Raw genomic sequence first — 16,310 nt, 5'->3', positions numbered from 1 at the left:
TATGACTATGCATACGTTGACTGATCTTGCGCAGGCCGCTGCCCGTTCTAATCTCCACCATGAGGATTTGGATTGGCTTCACCTTATTCTTGCTGATTGGCAGGTGGTTTCGGACCTGGCTGGCGCAGATCTGGTGATGTGGGTGCGCACGCACGATGGACGTTTCCTTGCGATTGCCCATGCGCGCCCGGCCACAGCTTCAACGATCCACATGGATGACGTGGTTGACATGTATATCCAGCCGTCCAGGCAGACGCTCCTGGAAGAAGCGATGGAGACCCGCCAGATTGCATCGCCTCCTGGTGCGCGTTGGATGGGGACATATTCGATGAGTGAAGTTGCGATCCCGGTGGTCCGTAGTGGGCGGACGGTTGCGGTGATAACGCGAGAAACCAACCTGTCCTCACCCGGTTTTTTGGGAGGAGCGGAGACCTGGACGCCTCACGTCGCAGACATCTTGTGCAAGATGATTACGCGCGGCGAGTATCCGTATGACGCCACGCCAGTTTCGGTAACTCACGGCCAGCCGCGCGTAATGGATGGTGCGCTTCTTTTGGACTCCGAGGGCGTAGTGCAAAAGGTAACGCCAAACGCGGTGTCTTGTTTGCGCAGGCTTGGTATTCGGCACAACCCTGTTGGTCGTTTGCTGATCGAAGACGTGACGGACGTGTTGAAACAGGATCAGACTATTGAGGAGACGCTTGCGGTTGTTGTGACGGGGAAAGCGGCGTGGAGGGCAGAGGTGGAGTCTTCGCGCGCTACGGTCACAATGCGCGCGTTGCCGCTACTGGAAGGCGATAAGCGTGTGGGCGCGGTTTTGTTAACGCGTGACGTATCGGAGATGAGACGACGCGAGCTTGAACTGATGACAAAAGATGCCACGATTCGCGAGATTCATCATCGCGTCAAAAACAACCTGCAGACGGTTTCTGCGCTGATCAGATTGCAGGCGCGCCGTTCCGATAGCGAGGAGGTGCGCGCAGCCCTTTCAGAGGCAGAGCGGCGCGTGACGACCATCGCTACGGTTCACGCAGCGCTTTCGCAAAATGTTGACGAGACTGTTGATTTTGATGAGGTTGCTAAGAAGGTTCTGCACCTGGCGGTTGTACTGGCTAAGACTAACCAGCAGGTGAGTGTTGATGTGCGAGGTCACTTCGGCAAGGTGAATGCGGATGCGGCACAAGCCTTGGCAACGGTATTAACGGAGCTGGTGACAAACTCGGTTGAGCACGGCTATCGCGACTATGGCGGCCTGGTTAGTATTGAGGCCGAGCGCAATGGGCGCCGACTTGAGGTGACCGTGTCTGATGATGGGCTCGGCATTGAGCCGGATAAGGCCAAGTCGGGTCTGGGAACCCAGATTGTGTCAACGGTGGTTGCCGGCGAGCTTGCGGGCACTATCACTTGGGATAGGCGCAAGCACGGACCGGGCACAGTCGTACGGGTTAACGCAAACTTGGACAACTGATCACATCCCTGTTATGACAGGCAAGTCGGGGTCTGTATTGCAGTAATATAACGGTCGATTCAACCTCATTTGCTCCCCGTGTAAGTGCTGTAGTCTGACATCAGCTCTTTGATGGAGAGCATGTTTTCATACGCAGTACTTCAAAGGAGAAGTTATGAAGCGGATTGCAGCATTTGCTGGATTTGCGGCCATTAGCTTGATGCTGGCCGCATGTGGTGGCGGTGCACAACAAGACTCTGGGACTGAAAGCACTGGTTCGGGTGAGGCTACGGCAGGCGGCGAGGTCTCTGTAGTTACTTGGTGGGAAGCCGGTTCTGAGAAGGACGGTCGTGACGCACTGGTTAAGGTGTTCGAAGAAGAGCATCCTGATTTCATGTTTAAGAACGCTGCGGTTGCAGGTGGTGGCGGCTCGCAAGCTAAACAGAAGCTTGCGGCTGACCTCGCGGCACAGAACCCGCCAGACACGTTCCAGGCTCACGCTGGCGCTGAGCTTACCGACTACATTGATGCCATGCAGATCGAGGATGTCTCAGCACTGTATGACGAGTTCAAGCTTCGAGATGCTTTCCCCGATACGCTGATTGATCGTCTAACCGTTGATGGCAAGATCTACTCCGTACCGTCAAATATCCACCGTGCCAATGTTGTGTGGGCAAACAAGGCAGTGCTTGAAGAAGCTGGTCTTGATCCGGCAAAGCCGGCAACTGACATTGAGGGATGGATTGCGGACATGGAGAAAGTGAAGGCTGCCGGCAAGATTCCAATTACGGTTGGTATGGCTTGGACCCAGCTTGAGCTTTTAGAGTCTGTTCTAATGGCTGATCTTGGAGCAGATGGCTACAACGGTTTGTTTGACGGTTCTACGGATTGGGCTTCTGCTGAGGTTACGAAGTCCCTTGAGCACTACTCTAAGATTATCGACTTGGCTGACAAGTCCTATTTGAATGAGGACTGGGAGCCGGCGATGAACCCGGTTATCGCAGGTGAGGCTGCTTACAACGTGATGGGTGACTGGGCTATCGCCGCATTCGAGGCTGCTGGTAAGAAGTACAACGAGGACTATGTCGCATTCCCAGTCCCGGGCTCTGATGGCATTTTTGACTTTCTCGCAGACTCATTCACGATGCCGGTAGGTGCGAAGAACGTTGACGGCGCTAAGGCTTGGCTACAGACCATTTCCGGCAAGCCTGGCCAGATTGCTTTCAACACGATTAAGGGCTCCATCCCTGCTCGTTCAGATCTGACCGATGATGAGATCAAGCAGTTCGGCCAGTACCAGCAGGATGCGATGAAGTCCTTCGCTGAAGACACGATTGTTTCCTCTATCGCACACGGTGCTGCGGTTCCGGTAGCAGTATCGAACGATATGAATGCTGCTTGTGCCAAGTTCGCGCAGGGCGCATCCGATGTTGCGGGTCTGCAGGCTGAGCTTGTCAAAGCAGCATCGTCGCTGTCTAAATAGTCCAATTAACGCAGTTGCGTAGAGCGGGTGGCGGCATGTCCGTCACCCGCTCATCGGAGGAAAGCATGGCCTTTAAGAACAAACGCAGTGCAAAATCGTGGTGGCGTAAGTATGGTCCGCCGCTACTCTTGATTTCGCCGTCGATCATCCTGGTTGGAATTTTTGTATACGGTTTGATTGCTGCGAATACTGTCACGTCGATGCGCGACGCACACACTGTCGCGCAATATAACGGTGCTAGAGAAACCAGCTTTGTTGGTTTTGAAAACTATGCCTATCTGTTTGGTGATCCAGATTTTCAACACTCCTTGATTAATCTCCTGCTTTTCACGGCAGCATTTCTACTCGGTACCCTCATTCTGGGATTCCTCTGGGCATGGTTACTTGAGCGCCCCATCAAAGGTGAGGGAATTTTCCGCTCTATCTTCCTGTTCCCGATGGCTGTTTCGTTTATCGCCTCGGGTGTCGTGTGGAAGTGGCTTTTGAACCCGGGCGTGGGGGATCAAGCGAAGGGGTTGAATCGCCTGTTCCAGATGCTCGGACTGGGCTTCCTCGAGAACTCATGGACCTCTAACATCACGTTTGGTGTGTTGGCGGTTGCGCTTCCGGCTATTTGGCAACTGTCAGGTTACGTTATGGCTCTTTTCTTGGCTGGCTTCAGGGGGATTAGTGATGACCTGCGCGAAGCGGCCCGCGTGGATGGTGCTAGCGAGTGGCAACTGTACAAACACATCATCTTCCCGCAGCTGTCTGCCGTAGCCTTGTCAGCAGTTATCATCATTGGTCACATGGCGTTGAAGTCATTCGACCTGATCATGGCTGTTACGGATCAGCTCACATACTCCACTAAGGTTCCTGCAATCGACATGTACAACTACATGACTTCGGGTGATTACTCAAATGCTGCAGCGGTTGGAACGATTCTGCTGGTGATTGTGGCGATCTTGGTCGTGCCGTACCTGATCCACGACGCGAAGAAGAGGAAGTGACATGAGCACTCAAGTAAAGAATGCTTTGCCTACCGCGAACCCGCACGTGGTGAAGAAAGGAAGTCCGGGAACTACCGCGATTCGCTACGCGCTGTTGATTCTCTTCCTTGCGATGGTCCTGATCCCGGTGTACGTCCTCTTTGTCACCTCGTTTAAGGGGGCAGCGGAGGCAGATCCTTCGCGCACTTGGTATCTGCCTCAGGAGTGGGACGTTCAGAACTGGCAACGCGCGTGGGACGCATTGGCAGCTCCTCTTGGCCGCACGTTCCTGCTCGTGATCCCTTCGTCGATTATATCTGCGATTTTGGGATCAATGAACGGTTTCGTGCTTTCACGCTGGCGTTTCCCAGGTGCGAACGTGGTCTTCACGTTCCTCCTGTTTGGCATGTTCATCCCGTACCAGGCGGTGATGATCCCTCTAATGAAAATGGTCCTGACCATCGGTCTGCCTAACGGCATCCCAACGCTGGTTTTGGCACATGTGGTTTATGGAATTCCAATCACGACTCTTATCTTCAGGAACTATTACGAGTCTGTGCCGGCGGAACTGATCGAAGCGTCGCGAGTGGATGGTGCGGGAATGTTGCGCACGTATTTCGCTGTGGTGCTTCCGATTTCGATTCCCAGCTTTGTGGTCGTGTTGATCTGGCAGTTCACGTCCGCGTGGAATGACTTCCTATTTGCGTTGTTCTTGACGAACACGGACACGGGCCCGGTCACGCTTTCCCTGAATAACTTGGCTCATGGTTCGATCATGGCGGACTACGGTGCTTCCATGGCGGGTGCGCTGATCGCCTCGGCTCCCACGCTGATTGTTTATATTCTGCTCGGCAAGTATTTTGTCGGTGGTTTGATGTCCGGTTCGGTTAAGGGCTAGTTAGCCTAGTTTTTCAAACGCATATGGCGACTGGCATCAGTAGCGGCGGCTTTCTCCTATATAGCAGAAAGCCGCCGCTGGTTCATATTCCGTTGGTTTCTAGGCTTCTATCGCCTATTTGCCAGCGCCATCTTGAAGGTCGAGGGCTTGGAGACCGCCTGCAAGAAGCGCGTCGAAGAGGTTGGAATCGATAACTGGAATCCCCAGTTCTTCGGCTTTGGTTGCCTTGGATCCTGCGCCAGGCCCGGCAACTACGAGGCTAGTTTTTTTGGATACGGAGGAGGTGGCTTTGGCGCCTCGCGCGGTAACCGCTGCTTTGGCGCTTTCGCGATCGTAGTTGGGAACGGTTCCAGACACGACGATCGTAAGCCCGGCTAGAGTTTGCTCAAGTTCTTCGGTTTGCTCAGCCTCCATGCGCACACCCGCGGCACCCCACTTTTGAACAAGGTCTTGATGGGCTTCGAGCGTAAACCAGTCGGATACGGCTCCTGCAATCTCTGGCCCAATGCCTTCAACTTGAGCGAGATCCTCAACCGGTGTGTTCGCGATTTCGTTCACCGAACTGAAGTGGTTTGCAAGAGCTTGAGCAGCTTGAGGGCCAACGTGTCTGATAGAGAACGCAACGAGTACCCTCCAAAGCGGTTCGTTTTTGGCGCGCTCGAGCTCAGTGATGATCTTTTCGAAGGTTTTTGTGGGGCGTGGCTCGGTTCTCCAACCGCCGCCGGCAGTATCGCGAACGCCCGCAGTGTAGAAGTAGCGAACCTGTTGCCAGCCTTCTTTAACGCCAACTTCTTTCGCAATGTTTGTAGGGAACGCACGCCTTCTCCATACGCACACATCTCGCACGCTATCGGCGTTGAGATCAAAGAGGTCAGCCGTTGTCCCAAGAGCCGGTTTCTGGGGTGTTGGCAAAAGGCCTTCCGCGGCGGTGATTTCGTCCGCATGCCCCAGCGTTTCAACCTGGGACGGATCAAGCTCGAGAAGGGTTCCGTCCGCAAGTAATACTGCCTCTCCAGAGACCAGGGCTGCTGCCACCTCTTCTCGGTCCAACTCGGGCTGAGTGAGGGCAAGGGAGGCCTCTTCGCCGAGCCCCTCAATATCGAGGGCTTTGCGAGAGCCGATGTACACTATCCGTTCCGTTAGCTGCGCCGGACATTTTTCGAAGTTGAGGCAACGCAGATCAATGTCTCCTTCTTTCGCAGGAGCTAAACGGGCCCCGCATGATGGGCAGTTGGAGGGCATGATGAACTCGCGTTCGGTTCCATCTCGCGCATCCTCAACGGGCGCAACGATTTCGGGAATGATGTCTCCTGCTTTGCGAAGCACAATGAGATCACCAATTAGTACGCCTTTGCGTTTAACTTCGGATGCGTTGTGCAATGTAGCGCGAGACACGTAAGAGCCGTCTACAAGAACTTTTTCCATGATTCCAAATGGGGTGACTCGCCCCGTCCGACCAACTTGGGTGCGGATGTCAAGCAGGCGCGTATGCACCTCCTGGGGTGGGTACTTGTAGGCGGTTGCCCACCTGGGAGCACGCGATGTTGTGCCCAGCGCCTGCTGGTTCACCCTCGAATCCACCTTGAGCACAACGCCATCTATGCCGTAGTCCAGGCTGCTACGTTTTTCCCCGTATTCGCGAATGAAAGAATCGACCTCGTCGTGGCTTCGCACCACCCGTGTATAAGAGGAGGTAGGCAGTCCCCAGCCAGCGATGAGCTCATACCACTCGTGCTGGGACTGCGGGATGCGTTGCGCGCCCTCAAAAACGCCTATACCGTGACACACCATGGCAAGAGGCCTCTTCGCGGTTTCAGCAGCATCTTTTTGACGAAGCGATCCGGCGGCGGCATTGCGTGCATTAACAAACTGTTTAAGTCCGGCCTCGGCTCGCGCGCTGTTGTATTCCTCGAAGTCCTTGGTGGGGAAAAAAATTTCCCCGCGCACCTCCACCCGCTCGGGCACGTTTTCGCCACTGAGCTGGGCTGGCACGTTCTTAATGGTGAGGACGTTCGCGGTGACATCCTCACCAACGCTTCCGTTACCACGGGTTGCCGCGCGTTGTAGCTTGCCATTCACGTAGAGGATTGAAACGGCAAGGCCGTCTACTTTAACCTCTGCGGTCATTGGCATGGTTTGCACGCCCAGTGCATTCATACAACGGTCCATCCACGCGTGGGCTTCTTCTACAGAGAACACGTCATCCAAAGAGAGCATCGGTATCTCGTGAGTGACCTTGCTGAAAGCATCGGATGCAAAGCCGCCAACCGATTGGGTAGGAGAATCTTGAGTTTGAAGAGACGGATACTGCCGCTCAAGATCCTCCAACTCGCGGTACAGCGCGTCGTATTCAGCGTCGGCGAGTATGGGGGAGTCTTCCTGGTAGTACGATCCACGCGCCTGCTCAATAATCTCTACGAGCTCACCCCACCGCTCGCGGGCACGCTCACTGGGCGCCCCGCCTTCACTTGTGGTTTTCGGGGTTTTCTGCGAGAACTCGCCGGATTCGTCGCGGCCGCTCAGTAGTTCCAACGTGCTTTCAGTCATGCCCTAATTCTTACCTCAAACCACGGACATATAAACCGGTAACCACTCATCCCTTATCCACAGGCGAATGAAGTGAAGCAGTTTCCCCAGCTGTGAAGAACCTTCTGGCCTTGGCCGTTAGCGCAGGCTTGAGTGTAAGCGTGAATGATCTGCTCTTTTCCCCGCTTCATGTGCTTTGCATTGCCGGTCCTGACGCTGGTTTAGGGTTCCCCGTGACTTCCAAGCCGGTGATTATGGGCAGAAATGGGGATGTACAGGTGAAAGACCCGTTAACTTCGCGCAGGCACTTGCAGGTGAAAGGCATTTACAGTCGTGGTGGGTTTGAGGTGGCGTTGCGAGATCTGGGTTCCGCGAACGGTTTTGCGGTCGGTAGAAAAGCAGCAATATTGCCAGGGTTTGCGCGGTCGTGGGTCTTGTTGCGTTCAATGACGAGGACACTTCGCAGAGCTCAGGTTGATGAAGCTTCGGCAAAGGTAGCCCCTGGTCGGATTTTCTGCGTGGGAGGAAACCTGTGGCAGGTTCGCTCGCGCCCTTCGACAATGAACTTGCAGAAGGCGCTCGAATGGGGCGGAGCGCGGCCAATGAATAAACGCGGGTTGCTCCTGCTACTACCAATGCTGTCGTTGATCTGGCTGATAGGTCGCCTGTTGGGATGGCAGGTAGCCGTCACTGTTGTTTTCTTGATGGCACTCGCAATCAGCTACGGTGTGCTGGCGTTGCGAAGCCGGCGCAAACCCGGGTGTCGTTGGGGTATTTTGTACGGCCTTTCAATGCCTGCGCGTGGGAAAGCCGGCGCGGCAACTTCATCCTCAGAAAAGGCGCCTTCTTGGCGTAACTCGAAGGAGGTGGAAATAGATCTTTCTGCGGCACCAACATGGACGCGGTGCAGTTTTCCCTTGCCAAAAAGGGCTGGGTACGTGCTGGGAAGGGTACGCTTCTCGCCGGGCTCGGTGGTTTCGGTTCGTGTAGGCGAGTCGCTCGCTTTGTCAGATGCGAAAGGTTGGGCTACGTGGGTGCTGTCTCAAGCACTCGTATACGCGCGCGAAAGTGGCATTGACGCCCGGGTCCTTAGGCAATCCCCAAACGTGTTGCGGGACGAGGAAGGAGCGGCACTGCTCACGGTTTTGAACGCCTCGGAACACGTGGCAGACCACCGCGTCGAATGCCCACCGGGTGTTCCGCTGCGTCCGGTGCTACCAGTTGGCGAGGGGGTATCTGAGGTGCACATACCGCCTCGCGTGCTCGTTGAAGATTTGCCAGTGCCGATGGCTGGGCCAGATCTGTCGGTTCCGATCGGAAACAGCGAGACTGGAACAGAGTTCTTGGACTTGGTGAAAGATGGTCCCCACGCCCTCGTAGCTGGAACAACAGGGTCGGGAAAATCAGAGGCGCTTCGCACGTGGATATTGCAAATGTGCCGGAAGAAGGATCCGTCGAAGTTACGGCTTGTATTGATCGACTACAAGGGAGGAGCGGCATTCCGCGATCTAGCGCAACTCCCTCACGCTGAACAGCTTCTCACAGACCTGGCTCCAGATGACACGGAGAGGGCAATAGCTGGGTTAGGCGCGGAACTTCGGGAGCGAGAGGAAGCTCTTGCGGCGCGAGACTTCGTAAGTGTTGACCAGTGGGAGCAACGAAGCCCGGATGATTGTCCGGCGCGTATTGTGTGCGTTATTGATGAGTTTCGCGCGATGATTAGGACGCATCCGGAGACGCTTGAGAGCCTGGTTGATTTGGCGGCTCGAGGGCGGTCTCTGGGCATGCATTTGATTGCGGCAACGCAAAGTCCGGGCGGTGTGGTTACTCCGTCGATGCGTGCAAATCTGACTCTTCGCGTCTGTTTGCGTACGGCAAGCGTGGCTGATTCCCTCGAGATGGTGGCAAGCGGCGCAGCCTCCGAACTGCCGCGAGTGCCGGGCCGCGCAGTGGTTGACGCTGGTTCCATGAAAGAGGTGCAGTGGGCTTACTTCTCGCATCTGGAATCAAACTTGGGGGCGCTTCAAGAAACCGTCAGCGAGGGCGAGGTGCCTGCGCTTTGGCGGCCCTCGCTTCCCGAGCTGGTTTCACCAGGTTTTAGTGCAGATTTGGCGCGCGAGGCCGACCCGCCAGGTATCGGTGATGAAGGTGGTCCGATTATTGGGTGGCTGGATGACGTTGCGGGCAGAACATATCGGCCGCTGCGGCTGGAGGAGGAGAAAGTCGCGGTCGTTGCGGACGAGGGGGAGCTGTTAGAAAAGATAGCAAGTACGTGCGGGGCTCTATATATTCCGGCCAAGCAGAGGCAGGTGTTTGAAGCGCTCCATCAGATGGATTTCGCCGCGCGGAAGCGAGTTCCCGTGGTGGTTGAGGATTTAGGTGCGTTGCTGCGCGCCATTGACGGCTCGGGCTTTGCTCAAGGTCAAGAGTGGTTGCGTGAGTGGATGGGACGTGCAGCAGGGGTTGTGGCGGGGGTTAGCGCTGACGATTATTCATTGGTGAGGACGTGGCGGCGAAGTCTCGTAAAGGTTACTGCACAGCAGGCTCGAGGTATGGGGCTGGTGCGGACTGGAGCCAAGGGGTTGATCGCTCACCCATGGGGCAGGTTTGAGGGCGCCGCGGTTAGCATTGTTGATTCTGAAGGCGCCGCCCTAGTGGAGGTAGCGCGGCCAATCAACCCGGCAGAAGGCCTATTGGCCCTAGTGCAGGACGGCGTTCTCTCGACTGGAAGTAAGGCGCTCGTGGCATGCGGGGGAAACTCAAGTGAGCGTGTATGGCTGGTGGGTGAGTTTCCGTCTGATTTGAAAAGTCAGATTCTCGTAGATGCGGCGAGAAATGGCCGTGAGGTAGTGGAGGTAACCGAGACTGTCTTGCTTGCTGGCGGATACCAGCCGGAAAGGAGCGAGGTTTCGGTGGTGGGCAAACTTCCCCGGCACGTTCTACGCACCGTTTCGCTACCTCTGTTCGTGAAGCTCGGCGCGGCGGAGGATGCTGCGTACTGGGCTGGTTGCTGTGAGGTGTGGTACAGAATCGGGGCGCCGGCGCGTTAACGTGACTATTTGCACACGGTTCTAAAGTGTGAAACGTTTCCATAACCCTTGTGTAACTTTGCCCAGTGGGTGAGACTAAAGAGCGTCATTGGAATGTTGTTGTGTTCGCGGGTTTTGCCTGCGTTGTCGCTCTTTAGGAGTATTGATGGATTGGCGTAGTCGCGCGGCGTGTCTAAGTGTTGACCCGGAACTGTTCTTCCCGATCGGTAACACTGGTCCCGCAATTGCGCAGGCGGCAGAGGCAAAGCAAGTTTGTGCTACTTGTGAGGTGCAGCAGGTGTGCTTGCAGTGGGCGCTGGAGAATAACCAGGATGCCGGTGTTTGGGGTGGCATGAGTGAGGATGAACGCCGCACGTTGAAGCGTCGCCGCGCTCGTGTGCGCCGCGCTAGCTAGTAGTTTCCGCTTTTGAGGAAGGGCCCAACCAGTTGGTTGGGCCCTTCGTCTTTGTTTGGTCTTCCTCGTCTCTGGCTTGAGCTAGCTAGATTCGGACGGATTGAGACAGGGTTTACATGAGTACGCCCAGCGGCTTGAGGAGTTGTTCAACGCCCCGCTTGAGCATGGATCGGGCGCGCCACTCTTCCTCGCGAAGTTGAGATGAGGTACTGAGGTCGTTTTCGAAGATTTTTTCCATTTGCGCCGCGTGTTCTTCGGACCAGGTTTGGATGTTGATTTCGTAGTTCCCAAACATTGAGAGTCGGTCGATGTTTGCGGTGCCAACCGTTGACCAGCGTCCGTCAACGGTTGCGGTTTTGGCGTGGATCATGGCGTGTTCGTATTGCCAGATTTCAATTCCGGCACTTATGAGGTCATCGTAGTATGCGCGTGAGATCCAGTCTGCAACCACGTGGTTTGAGCGTTGGGGTACGAGTACTTTGACTTTGACTCCACGCTTCGCTGCGTCAACTAGAGAGGCAAAGATTTCGCGGTCGGGGATGAAGTATGCGGATGTGATGAATGCGTGATCGTTGGCGCGTTCGAGGGCGTCGATGTAGAGGCCGCGGATAGGGAAGAGCATCTTGTTTGGCTGATTGAGAGCCGCGTAGATGGAGGAGTTCCACGCGCGTGCTCCTTGGTCGGGGAGTTTGGGCATGTGGTTCCAGCGTTTCGCGTTCCAGTAGTCAACGAATGCCATTTCGAGTTCCCAAACGGCTGGCCCTTGGATGCGAACGTGGGTGTCTCGCCATTCTGTTTTGTAGAGCGTACCTATGTTGTAGCCGCCAACGAACCCGATTTTGCCGTCAGTGACGAGGACCTTTCGGTGGTCGCGTCCGGTTTTTCGCGGGTTGAGGGTGATTACGCCGGAGCGGATGGCGGGCAGGATGATGACGTGCAGGTTGGGGTGTTTAGGGAAGCGCTTGAAGGCGGGGTTGACTACGAGGTTGCCGAAGCCGTCGAAGGCGCAGAAGACTTGTACGCCTCGGTGTGCGGCGCGGATGAGTGCTTGTTTGAAGCGCTGGCCGACTTTGTCTGATTTCCAGATGAAGGTTTCGAAGTAGATGTAGTCAGTGGCGTTCTCGATCGCTTCGAGCATGTCGGAGTATAGGGAGCTACCTTCCGTGTATGTGCGGATGGTGTTGTCGCCTAGGTTTGTGTCTAGCGGGGGGAGGGCGGGGAATCCACCGCCTCCGGGGGCACGACGTTTGCGGACTTCGTCGACGGCTGTGAGCGTGATGGCCGCCGCGATTTGAGCGCTTACGGTGGTGATGCCGGCAATTTTGGCGACTCGTAGTGCTTGGCGCGCATTGAATAGGTTTTTCCCGCGTTTCCTCATGCCCCTCACTCTAATGCAGGGCTGAGGCTGGCGCGGCTCGCCGCATCAAGTAACTGCTTATCTACGTGCCCGACCCAAACTGCTGCACTCGCTGCGCTCCCACCACGTGCCCGACCAAACTGCTACCCAAACCGCTACCCAATTCGCGTCCGTGAGGGAAACTGGCAAAAAGTGGGGTTAGTTTTGCCGCTTTGGGTCTGAATACTGTGTGAGGCGGTGTGGTTAGCCGCATCCGTGAGGGAAACTGGCAAAAAGTAGGGTTAGTTCTGTCGCTTTGGGTCTGAATACTGTGTGAGGCGGTGTGGTTAGCCGCGTCCGTGAGGGAAACTGGCAAAAAGTGGGGTTAGTTCTGCCGCTTTGGGGCTGAATCGTGTTTTCCCCACCATCTCGCCGTTTCTGCTCTGGTTGGGGCTTTTTTTGGACATGTTTCGCGTCCGTGTTTTTGGGGGTTTTATACTGGGTGCATGTCGAATATTTCTAGGGAAGAAGTCGCCCGCATTGCAAAAGTGGCTCATATTGTCCTGACCGATGAGGAGACCGCCGGGTTTGCTCGAGATCTTGGTGCGTTGGAGGAGCGTTTGGAGCGCCTCGCAGCGTGGGAGACGCAGGGGGTTGCGGAGACGGTTAATCCGATTCCTTTGGTGAACGTGTGGCGTGATGACGAGGTTGGTCAGACGCTGGATCGTGAAGAGGTTTTGGCGCAGGCGCCTGCGGCTGAGGATGGCATGTTCCAGGTTCCGCAGATTTTGGGTGAGGAGTAATTATGGCGAAGTCTGATTTGGTTTTCCGCTCGGCGCTAGAGCTTGCACAGATGTTGCGTGAGGGCGAGGTTTCGTCGGTTGAGGTGACTCGCGCGATGCTGGATCGTATTGCTGAGGTTGATCCGGTGGTGAATGCTTTCCTGTTTGTTGACGAGGAGGGTGCGCTTAAGACGGCGCGTGAGGTGGATGAGGCTCGCGCGGCTGGTGAGCAGTTGCATCCGCTGGCGGGTGTGCCGATTGCTCTGAAGGATAATGTTGTGACTCGGGGTGTGCCGACGACGGCTGCGTCGAGGATGCTCGAGGGCTGGGTCCCTCCGTATGATGCGACGATTGTCGAGAAGATTAAGGCCGCGAAGCTCCCTATCGTGGGCAAGACGAATATGGATGAGTTCGCGATGGGTAGCTCAACCGAGCATTCGGCTTTTGGGCCAACTCATAATCCGTGGGATTTGGAGCGCATTCCGGGTGGTTCCGGTGGCGGTTCGGCGGCTGCGGTGGCGGCGTTTATGGTGCCGCTTGCGATTGGTTCGGATACGGGTGGTTCGATCCGCCAGCCTGCTGCGATGACGGGAACGGTTGGTGTGAAGCCAACGTATGGTGCGGTGTCACGTCAGGGCATTATTGCTCTCGGGTCTTCGCTGGATCAAGCGGGTCCGGTGGCGCGCACGGTGGCAGATGCCGCGGCGTTGCAGGATGTTATTGATGGTTTTGATGATCGCGATGCGGTGTCGTTGGATTATGCATGGCCGTCGATGGAAGAGGCCGCCCTGGAGCCTGCGAAGGCAGGGGAACGCCCGTTGGAAGGCGTGAAGCTTGGCGTGGTTAAGCAGCTGTCTGGTGATGCGTATGAGGACGACGTGGTGGCAAGCTTTGAGTCCACGCTCGAGTTCTTGAAGGGCAAGGGCGCGCGGGTTGTGGAGCTTGATCTGCCACTCCTTGGCATTGCTTTGGATGCGTACTACGTGATTATGCCGGCGGAGGCGTCGTCGAACCTCGCTAAGTTTGACGGCGTTCGTTACGGCTTGCGCGCCGAGCCAGAGCCTCCGGTTACATCGGAGCGTCTGATTGCGGCTAGCCGCGGTGAGGGCTTTGGCTCTGAAGTGAAGCGTCGCATCATTTTTGGTACGCGAATGCTGTCGAAGGGTTTCTTCGATAAGTATTTTGTGCAGGCGATGCGCGTGCGTACGCTCCTGCAGGAGGAGTTGATGGAGGCGTTCGAGTCTGTTGACGTGATTGTGTCACCAACTTCGCCGACCACGGCATTTAAGCTTGGCGAGAAGATGGATGACCCGACGCTCATGTATTTGAGTGATATTACGACTACGCCTGCGAACTTGGGTGGTATGCCGGCGATGTCGGTTCCGTCTGGTGTTGCTCATGGCCTTCCGGTTGGTTTCCAGGTGACTGGCCCGGTACGCGGTGACGATGTGATGTACCGCGTGGCAGCTGTGGTTGAGTCGCAGGAGGATGTGGCACATAAGAACCCGATGATTGAGGGCGCGGACGGCGTAGCGCGCGAGGGAGAGGATCGTTAGGTCATGGATAAGTTGATGAAGTACAGCGAGGCTGTGGAGAAGTTTGACCCGGTTTTGGGTCTTGAGGTTCACGTCGAGCTGGGTACGAAGACGAAGATGTTTGACCAATCGCCGAATGAGTTTGGTGGCGATCCGAACACGAATATTGCGCCGGCTTCGATTGGTTTGCCGGGCGCTTTGCCGACGATTAATAAGACTGCGATTGAGTGGGCTATCCGCCTAGGTCTTGCTTTGAATTGTGAGATTTCTGAGGTTAGCCGGTTCGCTCGTAAGCATTACTTCTACCCGGATTTGGCGAAGGCTTACCAGATTTCGCAGGCTGCGGTTGCGATTGCGCATAACGGCTGGGTGGATGTTGAGCTGGATGATGGCGATACGTTCCGAGTTGAGATTGAGCGTGCTCACGTAGAGGAGGACGCTGGTAAGAACACGCATATTGGTTCAGAGGATGGGCGCATTCAGGGTGCGGCGTATTCGCTGGTGGACTTTAACCGTTCGTCGGTGCCTCTGATTGAGATCGTGACGAAGCCGATCGAGGGGGCGGGTGCTCGCGCTCCGGAGATCGCATCGAAGTACGTGCAGGCGTTGCGTGATATCGCGAGGGCGCTTGGAGTTTCTGAGGCTCGTATGGAGCGCGGTAATTTGCGTGCTGATGTGAACGTATCGCTTCGCGAGACCCCGGACTCGCCGCTTGGTACGCGCACTGAGACGAAGAATGTGAACACGTTCCGCGGTATTGAGAAGGCTGTGCGTTATGAGATCTCTCGCCAGGCGCAGGTTCTCGCTGATGGCGGCGAGGTAGTACAGCAGACGCGTCACTTCCATGCGGAGGATGGTACGACGTCGGCGGGCCGCGATAAGTCGGATGCGGAGGATTACCGTTACTTCCCGGATCCGGATTTGGGTCCGATTGTGGCTAGCCCGGAGTGGGTTGAGCGCTTGCGTGGCGGGCTTCCGGAGCTCCCGGCAGTGCGCCGCCGCAGGTTGCGCGACGAGTGGGGCTTCTCTGAGCTGGAGATGCGCGACGTGGTGAACGCCGGCGCTATCGATTTGATTGAGGATACGGTGTCGGCAGGCGCCTCCTCCGCTGCGGCTCGTAAGTGGTGGATGGGAGAGCTGTCCCGCGTTGCGCGCGAGGCGGAGGTTGAGCTCGAGGAGCTCGCGGTGACTCCGGCTCAAGTGGCCGAACTTCAGACGTTGGTTGATGACGGCAAGATTAACGACAAGCTTGCCCGCCAGGTGCTTGAGGGTGTCCTGGCTGGCGAGGGAGATCCTGCTGAGGTTGTGGATTCCCGCGGCTTGGCTGTGGTCTCTGACGATGGTCCTCTGATCGCCGCTGTGGAGGCCGCGATGGCTGATAACCCAGATGTCGTGGATAAGATCCGCGGCGGCAAGATGGCCGCTATCGGAGCATTGATGGGCCCGATTATGAAGGCCACGCGAGGCCAAGCCGATGCGAAGCGTGTTCGTGAACTGATCATGGAGCGTATTTAAAATTTGCGAGGAGGTCGCTAGCTTCTGCGTTAGCGGCTGACCGTAGGGGGGGATTCCTGAACAGGAATCCCCCCCGTTTGTCGGGGTATTGGCGAAATAGTTCTAGGTGCGCCAAGTCACGCGCTGGAAATTTGATTCTAGATGAGTGACGTGACTAATTTGGTTTCGGTCCTGATCGGAGCGATCCGATTGGATGAACTACGAGGTAGTGCGGATCACAAAAAGTCAGTTGACAAGGGGTTCGAAACCTACTAGAGTAGATTCTCGGTTCCACAACGAAGCAAGTAGTTGAAACGGAACCTTTTTCAACGCCTTTCGTGGTTTTCTCGAAATGTTTGGGCTCGTGACTGAGACCAAATGGTGAGAAAAAACGATT

General features: G+C 56.0%; 11 protein-coding genes. 9 read left to right on the top strand and 2 right to left on the bottom strand.

Annotated features, from left to right (window positions below; all coding sequences use genetic code 11):
- Nucleotides 1-7 precede the first annotated feature (7 nt).
- The 4 genes from HMPREF1628_RS05535 to HMPREF1628_RS05520 all read left to right on the top strand — a co-directional run bounded on the left by HMPREF1628_RS05535 (nt 8) and on the right by HMPREF1628_RS05520 (nt 4,796).
- Nucleotides 8-1,468: a sensor histidine kinase gene (locus HMPREF1628_RS05535; protein ID WP_034509152.1), complete on the top strand. Its 1,461-nt coding sequence runs from the start codon at nt 8-10 to the stop codon at nt 1,466-1,468.
- A gap of 154 nt (nt 1,469-1,622) precedes the next feature.
- A complete protein-coding gene (locus HMPREF1628_RS05530) occupies nt 1,623-2,930 on the top strand; it encodes an ABC transporter substrate-binding protein (protein ID WP_034509150.1) in 1,308 nt (435 codons plus the stop codon).
- A gap of 65 nt (nt 2,931-2,995) precedes the next feature.
- Nucleotides 2,996-3,919 (top strand): carbohydrate ABC transporter permease, encoded by a 924-nt coding sequence (locus tag HMPREF1628_RS05525; RefSeq protein ID WP_070664685.1) that lies wholly within the window; start codon nt 2,996-2,998, stop codon nt 3,917-3,919.
- Between the two features lies 1 nt (nt 3,920).
- Nucleotides 3,921-4,796, top strand: a complete 876-nt coding sequence (locus tag HMPREF1628_RS05520) for a carbohydrate ABC transporter permease (RefSeq protein WP_232219394.1) — start codon at nt 3,921-3,923, stop codon at nt 4,794-4,796.
- A gap of 114 nt (nt 4,797-4,910) precedes the next feature.
- Here HMPREF1628_RS05520 and ligA read toward each other — a convergent pair whose 3' ends face one another.
- Nucleotides 4,911-7,343, bottom strand: coding sequence for an NAD-dependent DNA ligase LigA (gene ligA, locus HMPREF1628_RS05515; RefSeq protein ID WP_034509144.1), 2,433 nt, complete (start codon nt 7,341-7,343; stop codon nt 4,911-4,913).
- A 140-nt stretch (nt 7,344-7,483) separates the two neighbouring features.
- On the opposite strand from ligA, the gene HMPREF1628_RS08655 reads away from it, so the two are divergent.
- Both HMPREF1628_RS08655 and HMPREF1628_RS05505 read left to right on the top strand, forming a co-directional pair.
- Nucleotides 7,484-10,372, top strand: a complete 2,889-nt coding sequence (locus HMPREF1628_RS08655) for an FHA domain-containing protein (RefSeq protein WP_156956899.1) — start codon at nt 7,484-7,486, stop codon at nt 10,370-10,372.
- A gap of 145 nt (nt 10,373-10,517) precedes the next feature.
- Entirely contained in the window at nt 10,518-10,766 is a 249-nt protein-coding gene (locus HMPREF1628_RS05505; RefSeq protein WP_034509141.1) for a WhiB family transcriptional regulator, read from the top strand.
- 112 nt (nt 10,767-10,878) lie between these two features.
- Here HMPREF1628_RS05505 and HMPREF1628_RS05500 read toward each other — a convergent pair whose 3' ends face one another.
- Nucleotides 10,879-12,144, bottom strand: a complete 1,266-nt coding sequence (locus HMPREF1628_RS05500; RefSeq protein ID WP_034509137.1) for a phospholipase D-like domain-containing protein — start codon at nt 12,142-12,144, stop codon at nt 10,879-10,881.
- A gap of 464 nt (nt 12,145-12,608) precedes the next feature.
- Here HMPREF1628_RS05500 and gatC point away from each other — a divergent pair, with 464 nt between their 5' ends.
- From gatC to gatB, 3 genes are read left to right on the top strand one after another with little or no spacing between them, the layout of a single operon-like run.
- Nucleotides 12,609-12,905: an Asp-tRNA(Asn)/Glu-tRNA(Gln) amidotransferase subunit GatC gene (gene gatC / locus HMPREF1628_RS05495; protein WP_034509134.1), complete on the top strand. Its 297-nt coding sequence runs from the start codon at nt 12,609-12,611 to the stop codon at nt 12,903-12,905.
- Between the two features lie 2 nt (nt 12,906-12,907).
- On the top strand, nt 12,908-14,440 hold the full coding sequence (gene gatA / locus HMPREF1628_RS05490; RefSeq protein ID WP_034509130.1) for an Asp-tRNA(Asn)/Glu-tRNA(Gln) amidotransferase subunit GatA: 1,533 nt from the start codon (nt 12,908-12,910) through the stop codon (nt 14,438-14,440).
- Between the two features lie 3 nt (nt 14,441-14,443).
- On the top strand, nt 14,444-15,934 hold the full coding sequence (gene gatB / locus HMPREF1628_RS05485) for an Asp-tRNA(Asn)/Glu-tRNA(Gln) amidotransferase subunit GatB (protein ID WP_034509125.1): 1,491 nt from the start codon (nt 14,444-14,446) through the stop codon (nt 15,932-15,934).
- Nucleotides 15,935-16,310: the final 376 nt, after the last annotated feature.

Source organism: Actinomyces sp. S4-C9 (assembly GCF_000758775.1).
GTDB lineage: Bacteria > Actinomycetota > Actinomycetes > Actinomycetales > Actinomycetaceae > Gleimia > Gleimia europaea.
The sequence above is the reverse complement of the archived record's forward strand: the minus strand, read 5'-3'. Positions and strand labels throughout refer to the sequence as shown.

What these genes read in the sequence shown, in the direction of transcription:
- HMPREF1628_RS05505 (WP_034509141.1), top strand. Translation starts at nt 10,518, where the DNA reads ATGGATTGGCGTAGTCGCGCGGCGTGTCTAAGTGTTGACCCGGAACTG.
- HMPREF1628_RS05525 (WP_070664685.1), top strand. Translation starts at nt 2,996, where the DNA reads ATGGCCTTTAAGAACAAACGCAGTGCAAAATCGTGGTGGCGTAAGTAT.
- gatA (WP_034509130.1), top strand. Translation starts at nt 12,908, where the DNA reads ATGGCGAAGTCTGATTTGGTTTTCCGCTCGGCGCTAGAGCTTGCACAG.
- HMPREF1628_RS05500 (WP_034509137.1), bottom strand. Translation starts at nt 12,144, where the DNA reads ATGAGGAAACGCGGGAAAAACCTATTCAATGCGCGCCAAGCACTACGA.
- gatB (WP_034509125.1), top strand. Translation starts at nt 14,444, where the DNA reads ATGGATAAGTTGATGAAGTACAGCGAGGCTGTGGAGAAGTTTGACCCG.
- gatC (WP_034509134.1), top strand. Translation starts at nt 12,609, where the DNA reads ATGTCGAATATTTCTAGGGAAGAAGTCGCCCGCATTGCAAAAGTGGCT.
- ligA (WP_034509144.1), bottom strand. Translation starts at nt 7,343, where the DNA reads ATGACTGAAAGCACGTTGGAACTACTGAGCGGCCGCGACGAATCCGGC.
- HMPREF1628_RS05530 (WP_034509150.1), top strand. Translation starts at nt 1,623, where the DNA reads ATGAAGCGGATTGCAGCATTTGCTGGATTTGCGGCCATTAGCTTGATG.
- HMPREF1628_RS05535 (WP_034509152.1), top strand. Translation starts at nt 8, where the DNA reads ATGCATACGTTGACTGATCTTGCGCAGGCCGCTGCCCGTTCTAATCTC.
- HMPREF1628_RS05520 (WP_232219394.1), top strand. Translation starts at nt 3,921, where the DNA reads ATGAGCACTCAAGTAAAGAATGCTTTGCCTACCGCGAACCCGCACGTG.